Origin of the sequence: Polaromonas sp., from assembly GCF_049790275.1 — a bacterium.
GTDB lineage: Bacteria > Pseudomonadota > Gammaproteobacteria > Burkholderiales > Burkholderiaceae_C > Polaromonas.
Genome location: NZ_JBAQYR010000053.1, coordinates 1 through 21,665, shown reverse-complemented (window position 1 = coordinate 21,665; position 21,665 = coordinate 1). Strand labels below are relative to the sequence as shown.

Below are 21,665 nucleotides of genomic sequence, written 5' to 3'. Positions count from 1 at the left end.
AGCGTACCTACAACGGGGCACGCCTGGCCGGTGCACTGGCCAGGCAGCCGGGCAACGAGGTTCGGGTCTTTCTGATTGGTGGCGCTGCCCATTCCGGGGATCGTTTACTTCGCAACCTCCTGGAGCTGGATCGTGCTGGCAACCATCCTGCTGGGTATCAACCAGGGCCTGACCTGGTCCATGACGCAGACGGCCAAGCTCGACATCACCCGCGCCGACCAGCGCGGGCTGGTCATCGGGCTCAATGAGTTCGCCGGTTATGTGGGTGTTGCCATTGCCGGTGTGGTCACGGGTTACGCGGCTTCGCTGCTGGGCCCGCGCGAGGGTTTGCTGTGGTTTGGTGTGGCCGTCATCGGCCTGGCCACGCTGCTGGCCTGGCTGGGTGTGAAGGAGACGCTGCCTTGGGCTCATGCTGAAGTTAAAAGCCACGCGGCAGCACCTTCGGCGCAAGCTTTTCAGCCGCGTTATCCGATGGGCGTCAGTGCGCGGCCATCTACCCGGGAAATCTTTGTCCTCATGAGCTGGCGAGACCGCCGCATGGCAGCGCTTTGCCAGGCGGGAATGGTCGAGAAGTTTGTCGATGCGCTGGTCTGGGCGTTCTGGCCGCTCTATCTGCACCAGCAGGGCGTCAGCTTGCCCGGCATCGGCTGGATCGTCGGTGTTTACGGTTTCACCTGGGGCGGCGCCCAGCTTGTCACCGGCAGGTTGTCTGACCGTGTGGGCCGGCATCACCTGAACGCCTGGGGCATGTGGCTGTGTGGCGCCGGTGTTGCACTGCTGCCGCTGGGCCACGGTTCGGCATGGTGGAGTGCCTCAGCTGCAATTGCCGGCCTGGGCATGGCCATGCTGTACCCCAACCTCAGCGCGGCGGTGGCCGACATTGCCCACCCCAACTGGCGTGCTTCTGCGATTGGCATTTACCGCTTCTGGCGCGACCTGGGTTACGGCATTGGTGCCCTGGGCCTTGGGGCCGCCGCCGCCCTGGGTGGTCGTATCGAAAGCGCTTTCTGGTTTGTTGCCGTGGCGATGTTGCTGTCCGGTGCCGTGCTTTACCACTGGGGCGAAGAGACCCATCCCCGGCTCAACCCTGCGCATTGATTCGCTCTTCTTTCACGCGAACAAGGGGCATTCCCTCAACGGCCGTTGCCGGGAAATTGCTATATATTTGGTAGCTGCTTGCGCCCGTCCGAAAAGGGCCAGGAGCTATTTTTCTTATGAAATCGGGCCAGCAGCGATCAAGCCCGCTTGGGTATGCCCAGGCCTTTGACAACCGCCGGCCGTGCAACAAAACTTTCCAGCACACGATTGACGTTGCTGAAGTCCTTGGCGCCTACCAGCTCGCCGGCTTCGTAAAACCCGATCAGGTTGCGCACCCAGCCGAAGGTGGCGATGTCGGCGATGGTGTAGCTGTCGCCCATGATCCAGCGGCGGCCTTCGAGCCGCTGATCCAGCACGGCGAGCAGGCGTTTCGATTCGGCGACGTAACGGTCGCGCGGGCGTTTGTCTTCGTACTCCTTGCCGGCGAACTTGTGGAAGAAGCCGAGCTGGCCGAACATGGGGCCGATGCCGCCCATCTGGAACATCAGCCACTGGATGGTTTCGTAGCGGGCAGCTGGGTCTGCCGGCATGAACTGCCCGGTTTTCTCGGCGAGGTAGATCAGGATGGCGCCGGACTCGAACAGGGCCAGCGGTTTGCCGCCGGGGCCGTTCGGGTCCAGGATGGCCGGGATCTTGTTGTTGGGGTTGAGCGAAAGAAATGCCGGCGACATCTGGTCGTTGGTTGCGAAGTCAACCAGATGCGGCTCGTAGGGCAGGCCGGTCTCTTCCAGCATGATCGACACCTTGACACCATTGGGTGTGGGCAGCGAATAGAGCTGGATGCGGTCAGGGTGCTGTGCGGGCCATTTCCGGGTAATGGGGAAGGTGGAGAGATCGTTCATGGTGGGCGGATTGTCTTGTCAAGGGACGGGGCACTGCTGCAGCGCTTCACGGAAGCCCAACGGGGGATGGGGGTATTTGCGCCGGCTCCTGCACATTGACCGAAGGTGCTGTTCAGCGCGGTGCCGGCACGGTGACGCGTAGCGCCGCCCAGGCCATCTCCCAGGCGGCCACCCATGGCGTGACCCAGAGGTTCAGGAGGTCCGCGGGTTCAGGGCGCTGCCCATGGGTATGGGTGCGCCATTCATGCGCTGGACGGAAATCCCGATCTGCGGCCCCCAAGGTGTCGTGCCTGTCGTAGGCAGCACGCTGCTCCGGTGACCGCAGCACTTCATAGGCCTGCGCAACTGCCTTGAAGTACGCCTCGGCGTTTTTCTCCTCGCTGACGTCCGGGTGGTATTTCCGCGCAAGCCTGCGATAGGCGTGCTTGATGTCGTCTGGCGTCGCGTTGCGCGCCACACCCATCACCGTGTAGTGGTCCTTGAATTTCATGAAAGGCTTTCAGGCGCGGGAGCACCTCGCCATTGACCTTAACGGAAAACGCCTGGCCTTGCTTGAAGGCGCCGCACCGCTGTGCCTCAGGCGCTGCAGAAGGCCGTGCTGTAAGCGACGTGTCAGAAACAGCCGCGTGCGCGGGCATCCTGGAGCTCAACCATGAGCGAGTCCACATCGTCCAGGCTGGCAATGGGGCGCGCCAGCTGGGCCAGCAGTGGCACGGGCAGCAGCACCTCTTCCTTTTCGGCCACCGGGTTGCGTGAACGCAGGGGCAGGGTGTCGAGGTAACGTTGATAAGTGGTGCTGTCGGGTGTGAAAGTGCTTGACATGATGGAAGTCCCTTGGATAACGATGGATCCATCGTGCGAGTGTTTGCGGGGCCATCGGGTAGGTGCACTCGCATTTCCCTGTCATCCATGACGTGCGGGCACTGTGGCCTGAACTTGCAGGGCGAGCCGGTGCTCTCCTACACGCGGGTTAAGGCGCTGTTGGCAGATCGACCGCATCCTTCGCGGATAATTTCGGGACATCTTCCGGAAGCACCGCCATGAACACCCCTGCAAACCCCCACGCCATCACCACACCGGAACAGCTCGCGGCAATATTTGGCGAGGTGGGCGAGGCCTCCAGCAGGAAGGAAGTGTCTTTTGTTCACCCGCACTATCGTGCGCTGATAGAGGCGTCGCCGTTTGCCGTGCTGGCCACGGCGGGGCCGGATGGGCTGGACGCTTCGCCGCGCGGCGATGCACCGGGTTTTGTGCAGGTTGACAACGACACCACGCTGCTGCTGCCCGAGCGCCGGGGCAACAACCGCGTGGACAGCCTGCGCAACATCCTCACCGACCCGCGGGTGGCCCTGATCTTCCTGATTCCCGGCGTGGGCGAGACACTGCGCGTCAATGGCCGGGCCAGCATCAGCACCGAGCCGCAGTTGCTGGCGCGTTTCGCGGTGCAGGGCCAGTTGCCCAAATGCGTGATTGCCATCCAGGTGGACACGGTGTTTTTCCAGTGCGCACGAGCCATCCAGCGTTCGGGCCTGTGGCAGGCACCGGCACCGGATGCACGCGCCAGGGTGCCCAGCCCCGGCACCATTCTTCAGGCGCTTACCGATGCGTCCGTGAATGGCGAGGCTTACGACCGCGAGCTGCCGGCGCGGCAGCGCGCCACGCTTTATTGAGCTTGCTGGAGTTTTCCTGACGGGTGCCCCAGATCCCTGATCCGCTATTGAAATAGTAGCTGCTTGCGCCCGACCGCAAAGGGCTGGATTCGTATTCTGCTTGAAACCTGCGACTCAGGCGGCTTCGGGAATGAGGCCGGCGGCGCGTTGCACTTCAATGCGGATTTCCTCGGTCAGCCGTGCTTTCAGCTCCACGAAGGCCGGTGTGGTCTTGACCGAGTAATGCCGCGGATGGGCAATGGGCACCGGCAAGTCGCACTTGATGCGGCCAGGGCGCGCGCTCATGACCACCACGCGGTTGCCCATGAAGATGGCTTCGTCGATGTCGTGGGTGACGAAGAGCACTGTTTTGCGCTCAGCCTCCCAGATGCCCTGCAGCAATTCCTGCATCAGCTCGCGGGTCTGGTGGTCCAGCGCGCCGAAGGGCTCGTCCATCAGCAACATGCGCGGGTTGTTTGCCAGCGCGCGGGCCAGTGCGGTGCGCTGCTGCATGCCGCCCGAGAGCTGCTTGGGGAAGTGGTTCTCAAAACCCTGGAGCCCCACCTTGGCGATGAAGGGCCGCGCAATTGCGTGCTGCTCGGCCAGCGGCAGGCCTTTTTCGCGCAGGCCGAAGCAGACGTTTTCAAGAATGCTGAGCCAGGGAAACAGCGTGTAGCTCTGGAACACCATGCCGCGGTCGGCGCCAGGGCCGCTGATGGGCCGGCTGTCCAGCGTGATGCTGCCTGTTGTTGGCGTATCCAGGCCCGCCACCATGCGCAGCAACGTGCTTTTGCCGCAACCCGAGGGGCCGAGAATGGTGATGAAGTCGTTCTCAGCCACGCTGAGGTCGGTGGCCTGCAGCGCGACCGTGCCACCGTTGGCGCCGGCGAAGGTCTTGGAGACCTGGGAAATTTCGAGGATGTTCATTGCGGTTTACAACCTTGCCCAGGGAAACAGTTTGCGGTTCAGGGCTTTAAATGCAAAGTCGGTGACCAACCCAATCACGCCGATCACAATGATGCCGAAGATGATCTGGTCGGTCGCCAGCAGCGCCTGGCTGTCGGTGATCATGTGGCCGATGCCGCTGGATGCACCAATCAGCTCGGCGACGATCACATAGGTCCAGGCCCAGCCCACCACCATGCGCAGCGTTTCGGCAATCTCGGGTGCGCTGCTGGGCAGCAGCACACGCGTGACGATGCCGCGGTCGCCCGCACCTAGTGTGTAGGCAGCCTCAACCAGATCGCGCCGCGTATTGCCCACGCTGACCGCCATCATCAGCACCAGCTGGAAAAACGAGCCGATAAAAATCACCGCAAGCTTTTGTGCTTCGCCGATGCCGGCCCAGAGGATCAGCAGCGGGATGAAGGCTGAGGCCGGCAGGTAGCGCGCAAAACTCACGAAGGGTTCAAAAAAAGCCTCGATGGGCTTGTAAGCACCCATCAGCACGCCCAGCGGCACGGCCAGCACCGCGGCGATCAGGAAGCCGCCAAGCACGCGCCACACCGTCATGCCGATGTCCTTGATGAAGCCCTGGTTGACCAGCAGGTCGTAACCCGAGCGCACCATGGTCACCGGGTCGGCCAGGAAGGTTTTGGACACATAGCCGCCGAAGGTGGCGAAAGCCCACACGGCAAAGAACAGGACGAAGAAACTGATCCCCAGCACGACACGCGTGCCGGGCGCCACGGGTTGCAGAGGTTTCATGCAAGGCCCTCAAGAGTCATTGCTTTGCGGTAGACGTGGCGCCCTGTCTTAAGCCAAGCAGGGGCCGCGGATCTGGCTTTGCCAGTCCGCAGGCGCAGCGGCCCCCTCGGGGGGCAGGGCGCTACACGCAGTGAGCAACCGTGGGGGCTCAGGCTCATTTCAGAAAACGCGTGTCGGCCAGCTTACTCATGTCGGGCAGGGCCTTGATCACACCGGCTTCGAGCAGCAGCTCGGCAGCTTCCTTGCTGAAAGCGGCATGTTCGCCGGCAAAGAATTTCTGGTTGGCGGCACGGTCCTGCCAGCGCAGGTATTTCTGGCTGGCCTCGAACTTGTCGGCCGGCTGCTTGACGTCGGCGCCCATGATTTCAAAACTCTTTTGCGGGTCTTTCTTGATCATGTCCAGCGCTTCGAAATAGCTGTCGGCCAGGGCCTTGGCGGCTTTCGGGTTGTCGGCCAGGAACTTGGGCGTGCAACCCACGGTGTCCATGATCATCGGGTAGTCCAGCGTGGTGGCGATGATCTTGCCGGCTTCGGGCTTGGCGCGCACGGCGCCGAGGTAAGGCTCGTAAGTCATGGCGGCGTCGATGCCGTCGGTGCCGGCAATCATCGCGTTGGCAGCAGCCTGCGGCTCGAGGTTGACGATCTTCACGTCTTTCGGGCTCAGGCCGTTCTTCTTGAGCATCCACGCTAGCGTGAACCAGGGTGCGGTGCCGGGTGCGCTGGCAGCCACGGTTTTACCTTTCAGGTCACTGATCTTGGCGATGTTGGGTTTGACCACCATGCCGTCGGCGCCGTAGCTCTTGTCGAGCTGGAAGATCTGTGTGGTTGCGACGCCGTTGGCATTCCAGACGATCCAGGTTTCCACCGTGGTGGCGGCGCACTGCACGTCACCGGAGGCAATCGCGAGGTGGCGGTCTTTCTGCGGGATCTTCTTGATCGTCACGTCGAGGCCGTTCTTCTTGAAGATGCCGGCTTCCTTGGCCAGGGTCAGCGGCGCAAAGCCGGTCCAGCCCGACATGCCCAGCGTGATTTTGGTTTCCTGGGCTTGCGCAGACAGGCAGGCGAGGGCGACGAGGGACAGGGTGAGCAGCTTCTTCATGGGAACTCCTTGGGTTGACTTGCGAAGGGAAGGGTGACGGAACTGTATGCAGTGTTCATGCCAGGGTCATGCAGCTGGCAGAGGGCCGCCGCGCCGGGCCGCCCCAAGCAAGGCCAGCCCCCTCGGGGGGGCAGAGAGCTACGCGAAGCGAGTGAACGTGGGGGCATTTTCATACCAGACGCAAGGCGTGCAATTCCGGCATTTCGGCGTCAAGGGCACGCGCAATGTCGCCGCTTGCCACCAGATGGTGCACGGCCTCCATGTCGCGGGCCAGGCTGCGGTCTTCCATCATGGCCGGCGAGATGATGCGTATCAGGCGCAACACACGCTCCAGCGGCGCCGAGCTTTTGAGCGGCCGCAGGAATTCAATGCCCTGTGCCGCGGCCAGCAGCTCGATGCCGACGATGTGCGCGGTGTTGCGCAGCATGGGCTGCAGGCGCCGCGCGGCGAAGGTGGCCATGCTCACATGGTCTTCCTGGTTGGCCGAGGTGGGCAGGCTGTCCACGCTGGCCGGGTGCGCCAGCGACTTGTTTTCCGAGGCCAGTGCTGCGGCCGTGACGTGCACGATCATGAAGCCCGAGTTGAGCCCGGCATCGGGCGTGAGGAAAGGTGGCAGGCGCGAAACCACCGTATCGACCAGCATGGCGATGCGGCGTTCGGTGATGGCACCGATTTCGGCAATCGCCACGGCCAGTGCGTCGCAGGCCAGCGCGACAGGTTCGGCGTGGAAGTTGCCCCCGGAGAGCAGGCTGCCTTCATCGGCAAACACGAGCGGGTTGTCGGTGACGGCGTTGGCTTCGATGGCCAGCACCTGGGCGGCATACCGCATCTGGTCGAGGCAGGCGCCCATCACCTGCGGCTGGCAGCGCAGGCAATACGGGTCCTGCACACGGTCGTCGTTGTCAAGATGCGAGCGGCGGATGTCGCTGCCGACCATGAGCGCGCGGTAAGCGGCCGCGCAGGCGATCTGCCCCGGCTGGCCGCGCACGACATGGATGCGCGGATCAAACGGGCCGTCGCTGCCGCGCGCGGCGTCCAGCGTCAGAGCGCCGGAGATCACGGCCGCTTCAAACAGGCGCTCGGTGGCAAACAGTGCGTCGAGCGCCAGCGCGGTCGAGACCTGTGTGCCGTTGATCAGCGCGAGGCCTTCCTTGGCTGAAAGCTGCAGTGGCTTCAAGCCGGCTTGGGACAGTGCTTTTGCAGCCGGCAGGCGCTGCTCCTTGTAGAACACTTCGCCTTCGCCAATCAGGGGCAGGCACAAATGGGCCAGCGGCGCCAGGTCGCCCGAGGCGCCCACCGAGCCCTGGCAGGGAATGACCGGGCAGATGCCGTGATTGTGCAGGTCCAGCAGCGCGTCGATGACTTCTTCACGCACGCCCGAGTAGCCGCGCGCCAGGCTGGCTGCCTTGAGCAGCAGGATCAGGTGCACCACGCGGGGCGACAGGGGTTCGCCCACGCCGACCGCATGCGAGCGCAGCAGCTTGAGTTGCAGGATGGCCAGGTCTTCTTTGGCGATGCGTGTGTTGGCTAGCTTGCCGAATCCGGTGTTCACGCCATAAACCGCGGCGCCACCACTGGCCGCCTGGTGCACCAGCGCCGCGCTGGCGCGTACGCTTGCGCGGCAGGCGGCGTCCAGCCGGACGGGCAGGGTCACCGGCCCGCAAAGACGGCGCAACTGCGCCATGGACAGCTGTCCGGGGATGAGGAGTTCTTTGTCGGACATTTGCTTTTTATTTGCCCGTTCGCCCTGATTTTGTCGAAGGGGAGCCTTGCAATTTCAAGGCAGGCTTCGACGGGCTCAGCCCGAACGGAATATGGGTTCAGCCGATCATGGGCAGGTTCAAGCCGTTTTCTTTCGCACTGGCTTTGGCAATCTCGTAACCGGCATCGGCATGGCGCATCACGCCGGTGGCCGGGTCGTTGAACAGCACACGCTCAATGCGCTCGGCCGCGTCAGGCGTGCCGTCGCAAACAATGACCACGCCAGCATGCTGCGAGTAACCCATGCCGACGCCGCCACCGTGGTGCAGGCTGACCCAGGTGGCGCCGCTGGCGGTGTTGAGCAGGGCGTTGAGCAGCGGCCAGTCGCTCACCGCGTCGCTGCCGTCTTTCATGGCTTCGGTCTCACGGTTGGGCGAGGCGACCGATCCGCTGTCGAGGTGGTCGCGGCCAATCACGATGGGCGCCTTGAGCTCGCCGGACTTCACCATCTCGTTGAAAGCCAGGCCCGCCAGGTGTCTTTCGCCCAGGCCTATCCAGCAGATACGTGCCGGCAGGCCCTGGTAGCTGATGCGTTCTTCGGCCATGTCCAGCCAGCGATGCAAATGCTTGTTGTTGGGGAAAAGCTCTTTCATCTTCGCGTCGGTCTTGCGGATGTCTTCCGGGTCGCCGGAAAGCGCCACCCAGCGGAAGGGGCCGACGCCGCGGCAGAACAGCGGCCGAATGTAGGCCGGCACAAAGCCCGGGTAGTCGAACGCATTGGCCACGCCGAAGTCCTTGGCGACCTGGCGCAGGTTGTTGCCGTAGTCCACCGTGGGAATGCCCATGGCGTGGAATTCGAGCATCGCCTTGACGTGGATGGCGCAGGATTCGCCGGCGGCCCTTGTGAGCGCCGCGTGTTGTGCCGGGTCTTTCTGTGCGGCCTGCCACTGCGCCACGCTCCAGCCGGCAGGCAGGTAACCGTTGATGATGTCGTGCGCCGAGGTCTGGTCGGTCACCAGGTCGGGGCGCATGCCGCCTGCCGCGGCACGCCGCGCCAGCTCGGGCACGATCTCGGCCGCGTTGCCGCACAGGGCAATCGATACGGCCTCCTTGCGGCTGGTGTGGTGCTTGATCATTTCCAATGCCTCGTCGAGGTCTTTGGCCTGCTTGTCCACGTATTTGGTGCGCAGGCGGAAGTCGATGCGGGACTGCTGGCATTCGATGTTGAGCGAACAGGCGCCCGCAAAGGTGGCGGCCAGCGGCTGCGCGCCGCCCATGCCGCCCAGGCCGGCGGTCAGCACCCAGCGGCCCGCCAGGTCTCCGTTGAAATGCTGGCGGCCGGCTTCGACGAATGTTTCGTAGGTGCCCTGGACGATGCCTTGTGTGCCAATGTAAATCCAGCTACCAGCTGTCATCTGGCCGTACATCATCAGGCCGGCGCGATCCAGCTCGTTGAAGTGTTCCCAGGTCGCCCACTTGGGCACCAGGTTGGAGTTGGCAATCAGCACGCGCGGTGCGCCGGCGTGGGTGCGGAACACGCCGACCGGTTTGCCCGACTGCACCAGCAGGGTTTCGTCGGCCTTGAGCTTGCGCAGCGAATCGAGGATGGCGTCGAAGGCCGGCCAGTTGCGCGCTGCCTTGCCGATGCCGCCGTACACCACGAGTTCATCGGGGTTTTCCGCGACTTCTGGGTCCAGGTTGTTCTGGATCATGCGGTAGGCCGCTTCGATCTGCCAGTTGGCGCAGGTGAGGGTGTTGCCGCGCGGTGCGCGCACCGGCCTGGCCTTGCTGTGGAGGAAAGGGGTTTGCGAAAGGTCTGACATGGCACAACTCCGGCGATGGTGAAACATCGGAAATAATTTATTCCGGCAAATCGTAGTTGTCTATACAACTTGTGTCAACTGGGTTAATCTACGGCGATGGCAAAAGTTTTATTGCCTGCCTACGAGCAGGTCAAGGCCTTTATCAAGTCGCGCATCAGCGCCGGCACCTGGAAGCCGGGCGACCCGGTGCCCAGCGAGGCGGCGCTGATGGCGCAGTTCGGCATCAGCCGCATGACGGTCAACCGCGCGCTGCGTGAGCTGTCCGCCGAGGGCATGGTGACGCGGGTGCAGGGCTCCGGCACGCGGGTGGCCGAGCTGCACCGCATTTCGTCCCGGCTGACGATTCGCGACATTCATGAAGAAGTGGCCGAGCGCGGCCATGTGCACACCACGCGCGTCGTGAAGGTGGAGGCCGAAAAAGCCAGCGCCGACCTGGCGAAAACACTGGGCCTGCGTACCGGGGCCCGGGTTTTTCACACCTTGTTGGTGCATCTGGAAAACGGCATACCCATCCAGTACGAAGACCGCTACGTCAATCCGGCGGCGGCGCCCGATTTCCTGGAAACCGACTTCACCCGGACCACGCCCACCCATCACCTGCTGCTGCACGCGCCGCTGACAGAGGCCAGCTATTCGATCGAAGCCTGCCTGCCCACGGCGCAAGAGGCCAAACAGCTGGGCATCAAGCGTGCCGAGCCCTGCCTGGCGATGATGCGGCGCACCGTCAGCGGCGCCCATGTGGCCAGCGTGGCCCGGCTGATTTATCCTGGCACGCGTTACAGCTTTGCAGGACAATTTCAGGCATGAGCGGACACCCATCCCGGACGCGAATCCCTCAAGCGGAGATCACCCCATGAGCTGGCAAACCATCCCCCTGGAAGAAGTCTCCCCCACGCCCTGGCGCAATGGCGGTGGCATCACACGCGAACTGCTCGCCTGGCCCACCCCGCAGGACTGGGACTGGCGGATTTCAGTGGCCGAAGTCGAGAAAAACGGGCCGTTTTCGCGCTATGAGGGCGTGGACCGCTGGTTTGCGGTGCTGGGCGGCGCGGGTGTGCGTCTGACGCTGGACGGAAAAACCCACGAACTCACCGCGCAAAGCGCGCCGCTGCATTTTGACGGTGCCAAGGCCTGCGGCTGCGAGCTGATCGACGGCCCCACCGAGGACTTCAACCTGATGCTCAAGCACGGCCATGCCCGAGCGCGCCTGGTTCGCGTTCTGGGTGCACTGGATGTGGAGGTCAAGCCCGGCACGCGTGTAGCCGTGTACGCCTGGGACGAGCCGGTGACCGTGCAGGTCAACAAAAAGTTTTTCACGCTGGCGCCACACACCCTGGCCTGGCGCGCGCTCGCCGATGGCACTTCGGTGCGCATTGAGGCAACAACCGCGCTCTGGATGGAAATGGCGCGATGACGGTGCAACTCTGGCGGAATTGCCGCGTGGCCACCCTGCAGCCCTCGCATCCCGCGCCTTACGGCCTGATCGAGGATGCGGCCCTGGTTGTCGAAGGCGGGCATATTGCCTGGGCCGGCCCACGCAGCGAGCTGCCGGCGGACCTGGCGTCACGCTGCACGCGCGAACACGATGCCGGTGGCGCACTCATCACGCCGGGTCTGATCGACTGCCACACCCACCTGGTGTATGCCGGCGACCGTGCCCATGAGTTCGAGCTGCGGCTGCAGGGCGCGAGTTATGAAGACGTGGCACGCGCCGGCGGCGGCATCACCTCGACGGTCAAGGCCACACGCGCCGCCTCTGAAGACGAGCTGCAGGCGCAGAGCCTCAGGCGCCTGCAGGCGTTGATCGCCGAAGGTGTGACTACGCTGGAGATCAAGTCCGGCTACGGCCTGGCACTCGAGCACGAACGCAAGGCCTTGCGTGTGGCCCGCGCGCTGGGCCGCTCGCAACCGGTCGATGTGCGCACCACCTTTCTTGGCGCCCATGCGGTGCCGACCGAGTTTGCCGGCCGTGCCGATGACTATGTGGACGAGGTGATACGCATGCTGCCTATGTTGCATGCTGAAGGACTGGTTGATGCGGTGGACGCGTTTTGCGAACGCATTGCGTTCAGTACGGCGCAGACCGAACGCGTGTTTGAGGCTGCACATGCGCTGGGCCTGCCGGTCAAACTGCATGCCGAGCAGCTCAGCGACAGCGGTGGCGCGCAGCTTGCCGCGCGTTATGGCGCGATCAGCTGCGACCACCTGGAGTGGTTGAGTGAAGAAGGTGCAGCCGCCATGGCGGCTGCCGGCAGTGTGGCCGTGCTCCTGCCCGGGGCTTTTTATTTCCTGCGCGAAACAAAGCTGCCGCCGGTGGCCCTGCTGCGCGAGCGCGGCGTGCCCATGGCCATTTCCACCGATTGCAACCCCGGCAGCTCGCCTTGCACCTCGCTGCTGCTGATGCTGAACATGGCCTGCACCTTGTTCCGCCTCACGCCGGAGGAAGCCCTGGCGGGGGTGACGCGCAACGCGGCGCGCGCGCTGGGGCTGTCCGACCGCGGCGTCATCGCTGCCGGCCTGCGCGCTGATTTTGTGGTGTGGGATGTGGCTCATCCCGCGCAGCTGGCCTATACCATGGGCGCCAATCCGCGCCTGCAAACGTTTTTTGAAGGTGAACGGGTATGAGTTTCAGTCTGCAACGCGGCAGTGTTCCCCTGCTGGTCAGCATGCCGCACACCGGCACCGACATTCCGCCAGAGCTGCAGGGCGATTACGCCGAACGTGCGCTGGGCCTGGAAGACACCGACTGGCATCTGCAGCGCCTGTACGATTTTTTGCCCGCCATGGGTGCCAGCCTCATCATGCCGCGGTATTCGCGTTATGTGATCGACCTGAACCGGCCGCCCGACGACGCGCCCATGTACCCCGGCGCTTCCAACACCGAGCTGTGCCCCACGCATTTTTTTACGGGTGACGCGCTCTACAGGGAGGGCCGCGCGCCATCGCCGGCCGAACGCCTGCGCCGGCTGGAGGCTTACTGGCAGCCCTACCACACGGCACTGGCGCATGAGCTGGCGCGGCTCAAGGCGCAGCACGGTTTTGCGCTGCTGTGGGACGCGCACAGCATCCGTTCGCGGATCCCGTGGCTGTTCGAAGGGCGCCTGCCCGACCTGAACATCGGCACGGCCAGCGGTGCGGCTGCCGATGCGGCCATCACCGATGCCGCTGCGGCGGCCTGCGCCGGCGTGCCGGGTGTGAGCAGCGTGGTCAATGGCCGCTTCAAGGGGGGCTACATCACGCGGCAGTATGGCCGGCCGGCCGACCACGTGCATGCGGTCCAGCTCGAAAAATGCCAGAGCCTGTACATGCAGGAAGTGGCGCCTTTTGCCTATGACGAAGTGCTGGCGAAAAAAATCCAGCCAATGCTCAGGAACATGGTGGCAGGCAGCCTGGCTGCTGCCCGGAAGCTGTATGCACGGTGAAGTGACACGTTATTTCGCACCCCAGGCTTGGGTGGACGGCGCCTGGACGCAGGACGTGCTGCTGGCGGTGGCCGCCGACGGCCACTGGGCCAGCATCGAGCCCAACGCGGTGGAAGAAGCGCAGCGCGGCGCGGTGCGGCTCCATGGGCCGGTGCTGCCCGGCCTGGTCAACGCGCACAGCCATGCTTTCCAGCGCGCCATTGCCGGGCTGACCGAGCGTTCCGAAGGCAGCAGCGACGATTTCTGGAGCTGGCGCGACCGCATGTACAGCGCTGCGCTGCGCATCACGCCGGAGCAGCTCGAGGCCGTGGCGGCGCTGCTCTACGCCGAACTGCTGCAGGCCGGCTACACGCAGGTTTGCGAGTTCCATTACCTGCACAACAACACCGATGGCCAGCCCTACGCCGACCCGCTGGCCATGTCGCTGGCGCTGGTGCGTGCAGCGCAGCGTGTGGGCATGGGCCTGACCCTGTTGCCTACGCTTTACATGCGCTCGGGTTTTGCGGCCACCGACCTGCGTGACGACCAGCGGCGTTTTGCCTCCACCCCCGCTTCCGTGCTGCACCTGGCCGAAGGTGTGCTTGCGCAGGGCGGCAGCCACGTCAATGCCGGCCTGGCCATTCATTCGCTGCGTGCGGTGGACGGGGCGGCGCTGCATGAAATGGCTGCAGCCGCCAGAGCCCAGGGCATGGCCGTCCACATCCATATTGCCGAGCAGGTGCAGGAAGTGCAGGACTGCGTGGGTGCGCATGGTGAACGCCCGATCGAATGGCTGCTGTCGCACGCGGCGGTGGATGCGCACTGGAACCTGGTGCACGCCACCCAGTCCACCCCGGCCGAGCTGCAGGCTGTACAGAGGCGCGGGGCGGCGATTGTGATTTGCCCCAGCACCGAGGCCAACCTGGGCGACGGTGTGTTTGACCTGCCGGCCTATGCGGCGGCGGGCGGCCACTGGTCCATAGGCTCGGACAGCCATGTCACGCGCAGCTGGCAGGAAGAGTTGCGGTTGCTTGAATATTCGCAGCGCCTGAACTTGCGCCGGCGCAACATTGCGGCGCATATGCCAGCCAGCTCAAGCACGGCGGACAACCTGTTCAATACCGCGCTGGCCGGCGGGCATGCGGCCACCTCGCTGCCGCTGGGCGGCATCGCGCCCGGCCAGCGCGCGGATTTTGTTGTCGTCGATACCGCGTCGACGGCCCTGCTGGGCATCCCCGCCGATCACCTGCTGGACGCCATGGTGTTCTCCAGCCCGGACGCGCGTTTCAGCGAGGTGTTTGTGGCGGGCCGGCGCGTGGTCAACGGCGGGCAGGTGGACGGGTGGCCGCGCCTGGCGGAAGACTTTGTGGGCGCCATGCGGACCTTGTGGGGCTGATGCGGTTCCCGGCGCGTCAGACCCCTGCAGTGGCGGCAATGCCAGAGCGGGCGAGAACCGTCAGCGTGTTGTTAGCCGCAGCGGTCCCCATTTTCACGTAGGCGTCGCTGGTCACACCTCCAATGTGCGGGCTCAGAACGAAGCCCGGCTCGTTTTGGAAGATGTGCGGTACAGCCATCGGTTCGGTGGCGAAACTGTCCAGGCCAGCCATGGCCACCTGACCTGATCGAACAGCTTTCAGCAGGGCTTGCTCGTCCACCAGCCCGCCGCGCGCCGTATTCACAAGGATCATTCCCTTCTTGCATTGCGCCAGGGTAGCGGCGTTGATCAGGTTGCGGTTTTCTGGTGTGAGCGGGCAATGCAGGGAGATCGCATCTGAATGCTTCCAGATGGTTTCCAGTTCGGACGGCAGGACATACGTCGGCAGGTTCCTGCCGTACGGATCGAACCCGAGCACGCGCATGCCCAGGGCATCTGCCATCCTGGCGAAGCGAAGCCCGATCGCGCCGAGCCCGATCACGCCGATGGTTCGGCCGTCCAGCTCAAGACTCTTGTGCGTCGCCTTGTCCCAATGGCCGGCATGCATGCGCCTGTCAAGTTGTACAACGGATTTCGCGCAAGCAAGCAACAGGGCCAGCGCGTGTTCTGCCACAGCGGCAGCATTTGCCCCGACAGCCGCAGTCACTTCTACGCCGCGTGCGGCGGCAGCTGCTTTGTCAATGGTGTCGGTGCCGCTGCCGTGCTTGGAAATCACGCGCAGCGCCGGCGCTGCGTCCATGACGTCAGCTGTCACCGCACCATAACGGACGATGATGGCAACCGGGTTGTGCCGCCTGGCCAGCGCCGCAATGTCGTCGGCCTGCGGCGCTTTGCCAGCGAAGATCACCTCGTACTCGCCGAGCAGTTCCAGTGCTTGCGGGGCCAGGTCGGCACCCGTGACCAGAATGACCGGCTTGTGCTGGCTGGCAGTCACAGGCTTTCCCCGACCTTGAGAACGCCAGCAGCCCGCAATGCGGCGTCCAGCCATTTGGCGGCCGTATCACCCCGCTGGATGGCGGCAATCCGGTCGGTTTCGTCCTGAACTTTTTTTGCGGCCAGCGGCAAAAGCGACTCGATCTTCTCCCGCTCGACCACCACCACGCCGTCCGCATCGCCCAGGATGAAATCGCCGGGGTTGACCGTCACGCCGCCTACCGTGACGGGATGGCCGATGCGGCCCGGCACCAGCTTGGTCGGGCCATTCGGATTGGTGCCGACGCTGAAGACGGGGAACTTCATCTCATCGATTTCCAGCGCATCCCTCACCGAGCCGTCAATCACGACACCGGCGATGCCCAGCTTCTGGCACGCGGTCATCATGATGGTGCCCATCAGGGCCGCGGTCTGATCGCCTTTCCCGTCGATCACCAGCACGTCCCCTGGCCTGGCCAGGGACATGGCGGCATGAATCATGAGGTTGTCGCCGGGGCGAACGTCCACGGTGAAGGCTGTCCCCACGACCTTCATGTCGGGACGCAATGCGCGAATACGCCCATGCATCGCACCGCGGCGGCCAGCGACATCGGCAAGGATGGCGGCTTGGTATTTGGAAGCTTGTTGGACGATCGCCGCCGGGACCCGGTCGAACGTGCGGATGATGTCAGGCGAGGTCATGTCTGTTACTTGTAAAGAAGGTGGAATGGCAAAGCTCGGGCTTCTCGCGTGGGGAGAGATCTCCGTGGAGAACGACGGACCGGCAGTCGAGTCAGTCGATCGTGGCGCCCGATTCCTTGACGACCTTGCCCCACCTGGACATTTCGTCACGGATCAATTTTGCGAAGTGATCAGGCGTGCTGCCGGCGACGTCAGCGCCCTGGTCGCTCAGCTTTTTCTGCAGTTCGGTGTTCTGGAGCGCCTTGTTGATCTCGGTATTCAACGCGACCACCATTTCCTTTGGCAGTTTGGCCGGGCCGAGAATGCCGAACCACGTCACGGCTTCAAAGTTTTTGTAACCCGATTCTGCGATCGTGGGCGTCTGCGGCAGGTCGTCGACACGCTTGAGGGACGTCACGGCCAGCGCCCGCAGCTTTCCGTTCTTGATGTGCCCGATCAAGGTGGGGACGGACGAAACGTAGATCTGCACCTGGCCGCCAATCACATCATTGATGCCCATGGTGGCGCCCTTGTAAGGGATGTGCACCATCTTGATCCCGGCTTGTTTCTGAAACAGCTCCGTCGCCAGATGAGCAACCGTTCCATTTCCGGAGGTCGCGAAATTGATGGTGCCGGGCTTTGCCTTGGCGGCAGACACCACGTCGGCGAGGGACTTGTAGGGCGAATCAGTCGCCACGACCAGGGCCATGGGGGAGCTCGCCACCATGGAGATGGGCGTCAGGTCCTTGACCGGGTCGTAAGGCAGTTTTTTGTACAGACTCGGATTGATGGCCAGGTTGCTGGTCTGTCCCAGAACGAGGTTGTACCCGTCGGCTGGCGACTTGGCGACGTTGTCCAGGCCGATGGCGCCGCCGGAACCAGGCTTGTTATCGACGATGAAGGACCATTTGGTGGCCTCAGTGATCTTCTGGGTCACCTCGCGTCCAATGATGTCGGTTCCCCCGCCTGCGGGAAAGGGCACGACGAGTCGGAGAGGCTTGGACGGCCATGCCTGGCCAAACGATAGGGTGCAAGCGGTGCAGGCGACTAACGCCAGCAGGAAGCGGGGAATGTTCATCGGGTTTGTCTCCTAAATTTTGTATCCGCAGTATCAACAGGTGCTAATCTACAGTCCAATTGATAATTTCTTCATTTTCATAAATAAGACTTTTGCAATGGATTTTCGTGACTTGCGCTACTTCGAAACAATCGCCGAGCTGCAGCATGTCGGACGTGCAGCCGAGAAACTGCATCGCACGCAGCCCGCGCTGACCAGCGCCATCCGACGGCTGGAGGAGGACTGCGGCTTTCCTGTTTTCGAGCGTGCCGGGCGCGGAATCCGGTTGACCGCGGCAGGCCAGGTGCTGCTCAAGTGGGCTCAGCGCGTGCGCTTCGACATGGAGGATGCGAAGCTTGAGATTGCTGCCATCGGATGCGGCCTTGCCGGGCATATACGTATTGGCATTGTTCCGACAGCTGCCCAGTTTCTTCTGCCTGCCGCAGCACGGCAACTGTTGCAGGAGGGGCCTGACATCACGCTGCGCACGGTCGTTGGCCTGGTTGACAAGCTGAAGCCGTTGCTGGACCAGGGGGAGCTGGACATGGTGGTGGGTACCGAAACCCACACTGAACCCGGAATGGTCTCCAGGCGCCTGGCGGAGGATGCCATCGTGGTCGCCGCGAGCGCCAAACACGAACTTTTTCGAGGCAAGCCGACGCTGAAAGATTTGACGAAGTATCGGTGGGCGCTGCAGCCTCCCGGCGCCCCCTCGCGCGATTGGCTCGACCACACATTCGACAGGTGCCGGTTGCCGCGGCCCGATGTGCAGGTTGAGAGCACGATGCTCATCATGCTTCCTACGCTGATTGCAGAAACGGGTCTGCTGAGCTTTATCTCCCGTCACCATCTCGGTGTCAAAGGCTCGGGGTCAGGGCTTAAAGAGATCCCGTTGAAGGAAACAACCATGCTGCGACGGCTTGTGGTGACCTACCGCGAGAAGGGATACCTTTCAGCCGCCGCGCTGCGACTCATCGACTTGCTGGCGCAGGGTTGAACGAGCGCGCTGGCGCTCATGACGAGAGGGTTTCTGCTTCCCCAAGTGCAGGGGGCTGATGCCTCATGCACAACGGCAGAGAGCGGGTCCTGTGGCCGTGAAGGCCTTGATGAATTGACACCTTGAATTCGAAGCAGGAATTCGCCACTGGAACTCCCGCTTTCTGGTGTCAACGGGTGGCTCAGATTTTCCCCGAGGCCAGCAACTGCCCCACCTGGGCATGCGCTGCATTGCGATGCTCCATGGGGCGGCTTGTTTCCGTCAGGTAGACGGCCACCACGAAGGGCGCACGCCCTGGCGGCCAGATCACGCCGATGTCGTTGGCCGTTCCATGGGCGGCCGTGCCCGTTTTGTCGCCGACACGCCAGCCGGCGGGCAGCAGCGCGCGAAGGCGGGTGTCACCGGTCTTGTTGTCGAGCAGCCATTGGCGTAGCTGGTTCCTGGAGGGCTCGCTCAGGGCGGAGCCGAACACCAGCTTGTGCATGGTGGCCACCATGGCGGCCGGTGTGGTGGTGTCGCGCACATCTCCGGGCGTGGCTTCGTTCAGCGTCGGCTCTGTGCGGTCCAGCCGGCTCATGTTGTCGCCCAGCGAACGGGCGTAGGCCGTGAGTGCGGCCGGCCCGCCAAAACTTGCCAGCATCAGATTGGCGGCCGCGTTGTCGCTCAGGGTCACGGCCGCTGCGCACAGCTCTGCCATCGACATGGGCGCACCGCCGGCGCGCGGCTGGGTGACCGGCGAATAATCAACGAGGTCGGATGCTTTGATGGCAATGGTCCTGTCGAGTTTTTCCTGGCCGGTATCCACCCGGTGCAGGACGAAGGCGGCGGCCAGGAACTTGAACGTGCTGGCCATGGGAAAACGTTCACCGGCCCGATGGCCGTAAAACATGCCGTTGCCGGTATCGAGAATGGCCACCCCGAGCCGGCCACCGCTCCGGCGTTCAATGGCTTTGAGTTCGTCATCGGCCAGGGTAGTGGTTTTGCCCAAGAAATTCTGGGCACAACCGGTAAGGGCTGTCGCTGAAAGGGCGGCACCCAAAAGGCCGGAGAATTGTCTTCTGTGCATGATTTTCCTGTGTGGTTGAAAGAAGGAGAGGCGACGATAACAAGATCAATCACGCTCCACAATTCACGATAATTGAGGTGACCCATCAGAAAAACCTGGTCTCGAACATGCAGCTTCCCCTGAATGCCCTGAGGGCTTTTGAAGTGTCCGCGCGCCACCTGAGCTTTACCCGCGCCGCCCTTGAGTTGAATGTCACGCAGACGGCGATCAGCCAGCACGTGAAGAACCTGGAGGACCGGATGGGCGTGCTGCTTTTCCGGCGCCTGCCGCGCGGCCTGGCCCTGACGGATGAGGGTCTGGCCTTGCTGCCTGCCCTGGCCGAATCGTTTGGCCGCATCGGCCTGCTGCTGGAGCAGTTTCGCGATGGCCGCTTTCGCGAGGTGCTGACAGTCGGCAGCGTGGGTACCTTCGCGGTGGGCTGGCTCATTCCGCGCATTGCGGCGTTCCAGCAGGCGCACCCCTTTGTGGACCTTCGGCTGCTCACCAACAACAACCGGGTGGACATTGCGGGGGAAGGGCTGGACTACGCGATCCGTTTTGGCGATGGCGCCTGGCACGGGGTGGATGCCGGGCCGCTGTTTGGTTCACCGTTGTCGCCTGTCTGTACGTCCGCCATGGCGGCGCGTTTGCGGGAACCGGCTGACCTGGCGGGGGAGTCGCTGCTGCGCTCCTACCGCTCCGACGAGTGGGTGAACTGGTTTGCCGCTGCCGGTGTGGCAAGCCCCGTGGTGAAAGGCATGGTCTTCGATTCCTCCCTGACCATGGCCGAGGCCGCAGCGCAGGGCGCGGGTGTGGCGCTGCTGCCGGTCAACCTGTTTGTGCGCGAACTGGAAGGGGGCCGCCTGGTGCGCCCGTTTGCGCTGGAAATTGAAAACGGCGGCTACTGGCTGGCGCGCCTCAAATCCAGGCCAGTCACCCGGGCCATGAGTGTTTTCAGGGACTGGATGCAGGAAACGGTGGAGAGCGATCAAGGGCTGGCACCTGTAGGCAGGTGACGCCGGCCTGACTGGCCCTGCGGGTGGCGGGCTGGCGAATCAGGGACTGTCCAGCAAGCGCTCGACCGCCGCGCCCAGCGCCAGCAGTTCCCGGTCCTGCCCGCGGCGGCCGACCAGCATCAGCCCGACCGCCAGCCCGCCGCCACGCGGCAGCGGCAAGGACAAGGCCGGCAGGTCAAAGAAGTTGAAGACCGAGGGGTTGCGCAGCAGCAGGGCGTTGATGCGCAGGAACGCTTCTTCGGAGCGCACCGCTTCGATGGGCGGCGCCAGCACCGGCACGGTGGGCAACACCAGCGCGTCAAAGGCTGCCATGCGTGCATCGAGCGCCGGCAGCAGTGCGGTGCGTGCCTGCTGGATGCCGACATAGGTGGCGGCGTCCAGCGTCTGGCCGCGGCGGATGCGCCCGAGCACGATGGGGTCGTAGTCGTCGGGCCGGCTGTCGATCCAGTCGCGGTGAATCCACGCCGCTTCGGCGGCCACCAGGGTGCCGCGTTTTTGCAGGTGGAAGGGCTCGCCGAGCAAGTCGTCCAGGTCTTCATCGCTGACCTGCGCACCGGCGCCGGCCAGTTGTGTCAGCGCACTTTCCACGGCTGCCAGCACTTCGCCGTCGGCTTCGCGGAACAGCAGGCCGCGCGGCACGCCCAGGCGCAGGCCGCTCACCTCGCGCTGCGGCAGGGGTTCCTCGGCAATGCCGGCCAGCACGCTGTCGGTGGCGGCGGCATCGCGCACGCTGCGGCACAGCGGGCCGATCGTGTCCAGCGTGAACGAAAGCGGAAAAGCGCCTTCGCGCGGGACCCGTGCCTGCGTTGGCTTGAAGCCGACCAGGCCGTTGAGCGCGGAGGGAATGCGCACCGAGCCGCCGGTGTCCGATCCGATGGCGATCTCGGCCATGCCGCGTGCGACCGACAGGGCGGCACCCGAAGACGAGCCGCCGGGAACGCGGGTGATGTCCAGCGCATTGCCAGGGGTGCCGTAATGCGGGTTGATGCCGACGCCCGAAAAGGCGAACTCGGACATGTTGGTCTTGCCGATGATGATGGCGCCCGCCGCGCGCAGGCGGCTGACCACCGCGGCATCATGTTCTGCCGGCGCGGCTTCACGCAGCAGGGCCGAGCCGGCGGTGGTGGCTTCCCCGGCCACGTCGAACAGGTCCTTGATCGAGACAATGCGGCCGTCGAGCGGGCCCAGCGGCTGGCCGCTGG

22 protein-coding genes are annotated in these 21,665 nt (G+C 64.1%); 9 read left to right on the top strand and 13 right to left on the bottom strand.

Annotated features, from left to right (window positions below; genetic code table 11):
* The first annotated feature begins 132 nt into the window (after positions 1-132).
* Positions 133-1,098: an MFS transporter gene (locus tag WA904_RS07540; protein ID WP_425196511.1), complete on the top strand. Its 966-nt coding sequence runs from the start codon at positions 133-135 to the stop codon at positions 1,096-1,098.
* 137 nt (positions 1,099-1,235) lie between these two features.
* On the opposite strand, the gene WA904_RS07535 is transcribed toward WA904_RS07540, so the two are convergent.
* The 3 genes from WA904_RS07535 to WA904_RS07525 all read right to left on the bottom strand — a co-directional run bounded on the left by WA904_RS07535 (position 1,236) and on the right by WA904_RS07525 (position 2,762).
* The gene (locus WA904_RS07535; RefSeq protein WP_425196510.1) at positions 1,236-1,940 is read right to left on the bottom strand and encodes a glutathione S-transferase N-terminal domain-containing protein; all 705 of its coding nucleotides are present in this window, start codon (positions 1,938-1,940) and stop codon (positions 1,236-1,238) included.
* A gap of 112 nt (positions 1,941-2,052) precedes the next feature.
* Positions 2,053-2,430: a DnaJ domain-containing protein gene (locus WA904_RS07530; protein ID WP_425196509.1), complete on the bottom strand. Its 378-nt coding sequence runs from the start codon at positions 2,428-2,430 to the stop codon at positions 2,053-2,055.
* A 122-nt stretch (positions 2,431-2,552) separates the two neighbouring features.
* A complete protein-coding gene (locus tag WA904_RS07525; protein ID WP_425196508.1) occupies positions 2,553-2,762 on the bottom strand; it encodes a hypothetical protein in 210 nt (69 codons plus the stop codon).
* Positions 2,763-2,980: 218 nt separating this feature from the next.
* Here WA904_RS07525 and WA904_RS07520 point away from each other — a divergent pair, with 218 nt between their 5' ends.
* Positions 2,981-3,610: a pyridoxamine 5'-phosphate oxidase family protein gene (locus WA904_RS07520; RefSeq protein ID WP_425196507.1), complete on the top strand. Its 630-nt coding sequence runs from the start codon at positions 2,981-2,983 to the stop codon at positions 3,608-3,610.
* 114 nt (positions 3,611-3,724) lie between these two features.
* Here the strand turns inward: WA904_RS07520 and WA904_RS07515 are convergent, their stop codons facing one another.
* The 5 genes from WA904_RS07515 to hutU all read right to left on the bottom strand — a co-directional run bounded on the left by WA904_RS07515 (position 3,725) and on the right by hutU (position 9,919).
* Positions 3,725-4,516 carry an ABC transporter ATP-binding protein gene (locus WA904_RS07515; RefSeq protein WP_425196506.1) on the bottom strand — a complete coding sequence of 264 codons (792 nt, stop codon included), beginning with the start codon at positions 4,514-4,516 and terminating at the stop codon, positions 3,725-3,727.
* A gap of 6 nt (positions 4,517-4,522) precedes the next feature.
* Positions 4,523-5,296, bottom strand: coding sequence for an ABC transporter permease (locus WA904_RS07510; protein ID WP_425196505.1), 774 nt, complete (start codon positions 5,294-5,296; stop codon positions 4,523-4,525).
* A 154-nt stretch (positions 5,297-5,450) separates the two neighbouring features.
* On the bottom strand, positions 5,451-6,395 hold the full coding sequence (locus WA904_RS07505) for an ABC transporter substrate-binding protein (RefSeq protein ID WP_425196504.1): 945 nt from the start codon (positions 6,393-6,395) through the stop codon (positions 5,451-5,453).
* 169 nt (positions 6,396-6,564) lie between these two features.
* The gene (gene hutH / locus WA904_RS07500) at positions 6,565-8,118 is read right to left on the bottom strand and encodes a histidine ammonia-lyase (protein ID WP_425196503.1); all 1,554 of its coding nucleotides are present in this window, start codon (positions 8,116-8,118) and stop codon (positions 6,565-6,567) included.
* 97 nt (positions 8,119-8,215) lie between these two features.
* Complete coding sequence (hutU, locus tag WA904_RS07495) at positions 8,216-9,919, bottom strand: urocanate hydratase (protein WP_425196502.1); 1,704 nt, start codon at positions 9,917-9,919, stop codon at positions 8,216-8,218.
* A gap of 96 nt (positions 9,920-10,015) precedes the next feature.
* Here hutU and hutC point away from each other — a divergent pair, with 96 nt between their 5' ends.
* The 5 genes from hutC to WA904_RS07470 are packed head-to-tail and all read left to right on the top strand — an operon-like array spanning position 10,016 to position 14,716.
* Positions 10,016-10,726: a histidine utilization repressor gene (gene hutC, locus WA904_RS07490; protein WP_425196501.1), complete on the top strand. Its 711-nt coding sequence runs from the start codon at positions 10,016-10,018 to the stop codon at positions 10,724-10,726.
* A gap of 46 nt (positions 10,727-10,772) precedes the next feature.
* Complete coding sequence (locus WA904_RS07485; RefSeq protein WP_425196500.1) at positions 10,773-11,333, top strand: HutD family protein; 561 nt, start codon at positions 10,773-10,775, stop codon at positions 11,331-11,333.
* Entirely contained in the window at positions 11,330-12,544 is a 1,215-nt protein-coding gene (hutI, locus tag WA904_RS07480; protein WP_425196499.1) for an imidazolonepropionase, read from the top strand. The genes WA904_RS07485 and hutI overlap by 4 nt, the downstream gene beginning before the upstream one ends.
* Positions 12,541-13,341 carry an N-formylglutamate deformylase gene (gene hutG, locus WA904_RS07475; RefSeq protein ID WP_425196498.1) on the top strand — a complete coding sequence of 267 codons (801 nt, stop codon included), beginning with the start codon at positions 12,541-12,543 and terminating at the stop codon, positions 13,339-13,341. Before hutI ends, hutG begins: the two co-directional genes overlap by 4 nt.
* Entirely contained in the window at positions 13,331-14,716 is a 1,386-nt protein-coding gene (locus WA904_RS07470) for a formimidoylglutamate deiminase (RefSeq protein WP_425196497.1), read from the top strand. The genes hutG and WA904_RS07470 overlap by 11 nt, the downstream gene beginning before the upstream one ends.
* A gap of 16 nt (positions 14,717-14,732) precedes the next feature.
* On the opposite strand, the gene WA904_RS07465 is transcribed toward WA904_RS07470, so the two are convergent.
* The 3 genes from WA904_RS07465 to WA904_RS07455 form a co-directional block, all read right to left on the bottom strand.
* The gene (locus WA904_RS07465; protein ID WP_425196496.1) at positions 14,733-15,689 is read right to left on the bottom strand and encodes an NAD(P)-dependent oxidoreductase; all 957 of its coding nucleotides are present in this window, start codon (positions 15,687-15,689) and stop codon (positions 14,733-14,735) included.
* Complete coding sequence (locus tag WA904_RS07460; RefSeq protein WP_425196495.1) at positions 15,686-16,369, bottom strand: RraA family protein; 684 nt, start codon at positions 16,367-16,369, stop codon at positions 15,686-15,688. Before WA904_RS07460 ends, WA904_RS07465 begins: the two co-directional genes overlap by 4 nt.
* 91 nt (positions 16,370-16,460) lie before the next feature.
* Positions 16,461-17,426 (bottom strand): Bug family tripartite tricarboxylate transporter substrate binding protein, encoded by a 966-nt coding sequence (locus WA904_RS07455; protein WP_425196494.1) that lies wholly within the window; start codon positions 17,424-17,426, stop codon positions 16,461-16,463.
* A 97-nt stretch (positions 17,427-17,523) separates the two neighbouring features.
* Here WA904_RS07455 and WA904_RS07450 point away from each other — a divergent pair, with 97 nt between their 5' ends.
* Positions 17,524-18,402: a LysR family transcriptional regulator gene (locus WA904_RS07450; RefSeq protein WP_425196493.1), complete on the top strand. Its 879-nt coding sequence runs from the start codon at positions 17,524-17,526 to the stop codon at positions 18,400-18,402.
* A gap of 181 nt (positions 18,403-18,583) precedes the next feature.
* Here the strand turns inward: WA904_RS07450 and bla are convergent, their stop codons facing one another.
* Positions 18,584-19,471 carry a class A beta-lactamase gene (gene bla / locus WA904_RS07445; RefSeq protein ID WP_425196567.1) on the bottom strand — a complete coding sequence of 296 codons (888 nt, stop codon included), beginning with the start codon at positions 19,469-19,471 and terminating at the stop codon, positions 18,584-18,586.
* Positions 19,472-19,575: 104 nt separating this feature from the next.
* Between bla and WA904_RS07440 the strand changes: the two genes are divergently transcribed.
* The gene (locus tag WA904_RS07440) at positions 19,576-20,463 is read left to right on the top strand and encodes a LysR substrate-binding domain-containing protein (RefSeq protein WP_425196566.1); all 888 of its coding nucleotides are present in this window, start codon (positions 19,576-19,578) and stop codon (positions 20,461-20,463) included.
* Between the two features lie 39 nt (positions 20,464-20,502).
* Here the strand turns inward: WA904_RS07440 and WA904_RS07435 are convergent.
* The coding region (locus WA904_RS07435; RefSeq protein WP_425196492.1) for an amidase at positions 20,503-21,665 on the bottom strand (1,163 nt) is incomplete at its 5' end.

Excerpts from the sequence above, each read along its gene's own strand:
- WA904_RS07535 (WP_425196510.1), bottom strand. The coding sequence starts at position 1,940 with ATGAACGATCTCTCCACCTTCCCCATTACCCGGAAATGGCCCGCACAG.
- WA904_RS07530 (WP_425196509.1), bottom strand. The coding sequence starts at position 2,430 with ATGAAATTCAAGGACCACTACACGGTGATGGGTGTGGCGCGCAACGCG.
- WA904_RS07525 (WP_425196508.1), bottom strand. The coding sequence starts at position 2,762 with ATGTCAAGCACTTTCACACCCGACAGCACCACTTATCAACGTTACCTC.
- WA904_RS07520 (WP_425196507.1), top strand. The coding sequence starts at position 2,981 with ATGAACACCCCTGCAAACCCCCACGCCATCACCACACCGGAACAGCTC.
- WA904_RS07515 (WP_425196506.1), bottom strand. The coding sequence starts at position 4,516 with ATGAACATCCTCGAAATTTCCCAGGTCTCCAAGACCTTCGCCGGCGCC.
- WA904_RS07510 (WP_425196505.1), bottom strand. The coding sequence starts at position 5,296 with ATGAAACCTCTGCAACCCGTGGCGCCCGGCACGCGTGTCGTGCTGGGG.
- WA904_RS07505 (WP_425196504.1), bottom strand. The coding sequence starts at position 6,395 with ATGAAGAAGCTGCTCACCCTGTCCCTCGTCGCCCTCGCCTGCCTGTCT.
- hutH (WP_425196503.1), bottom strand. The coding sequence starts at position 8,118 with ATGTCCGACAAAGAACTCCTCATCCCCGGACAGCTGTCCATGGCGCAG.
- hutU (WP_425196502.1), bottom strand. The coding sequence starts at position 9,919 with ATGTCAGACCTTTCGCAAACCCCTTTCCTCCACAGCAAGGCCAGGCCG.
- hutC (WP_425196501.1), top strand. The coding sequence starts at position 10,016 with ATGGCAAAAGTTTTATTGCCTGCCTACGAGCAGGTCAAGGCCTTTATC.
- WA904_RS07485 (WP_425196500.1), top strand. The coding sequence starts at position 10,773 with ATGAGCTGGCAAACCATCCCCCTGGAAGAAGTCTCCCCCACGCCCTGG.
- hutI (WP_425196499.1), top strand. The coding sequence starts at position 11,330 with ATGACGGTGCAACTCTGGCGGAATTGCCGCGTGGCCACCCTGCAGCCC.
- hutG (WP_425196498.1), top strand. The coding sequence starts at position 12,541 with ATGAGTTTCAGTCTGCAACGCGGCAGTGTTCCCCTGCTGGTCAGCATG.
- WA904_RS07470 (WP_425196497.1), top strand. The coding sequence starts at position 13,331 with ATGCACGGTGAAGTGACACGTTATTTCGCACCCCAGGCTTGGGTGGAC.
- WA904_RS07460 (WP_425196495.1), bottom strand. The coding sequence starts at position 16,369 with ATGACCTCGCCTGACATCATCCGCACGTTCGACCGGGTCCCGGCGGCG.
- WA904_RS07455 (WP_425196494.1), bottom strand. The coding sequence starts at position 17,426 with ATGAACATTCCCCGCTTCCTGCTGGCGTTAGTCGCCTGCACCGCTTGC.
- WA904_RS07450 (WP_425196493.1), top strand. The coding sequence starts at position 17,524 with ATGGATTTTCGTGACTTGCGCTACTTCGAAACAATCGCCGAGCTGCAG.
- WA904_RS07440 (WP_425196566.1), top strand. The coding sequence starts at position 19,576 with ATGCAGCTTCCCCTGAATGCCCTGAGGGCTTTTGAAGTGTCCGCGCGC.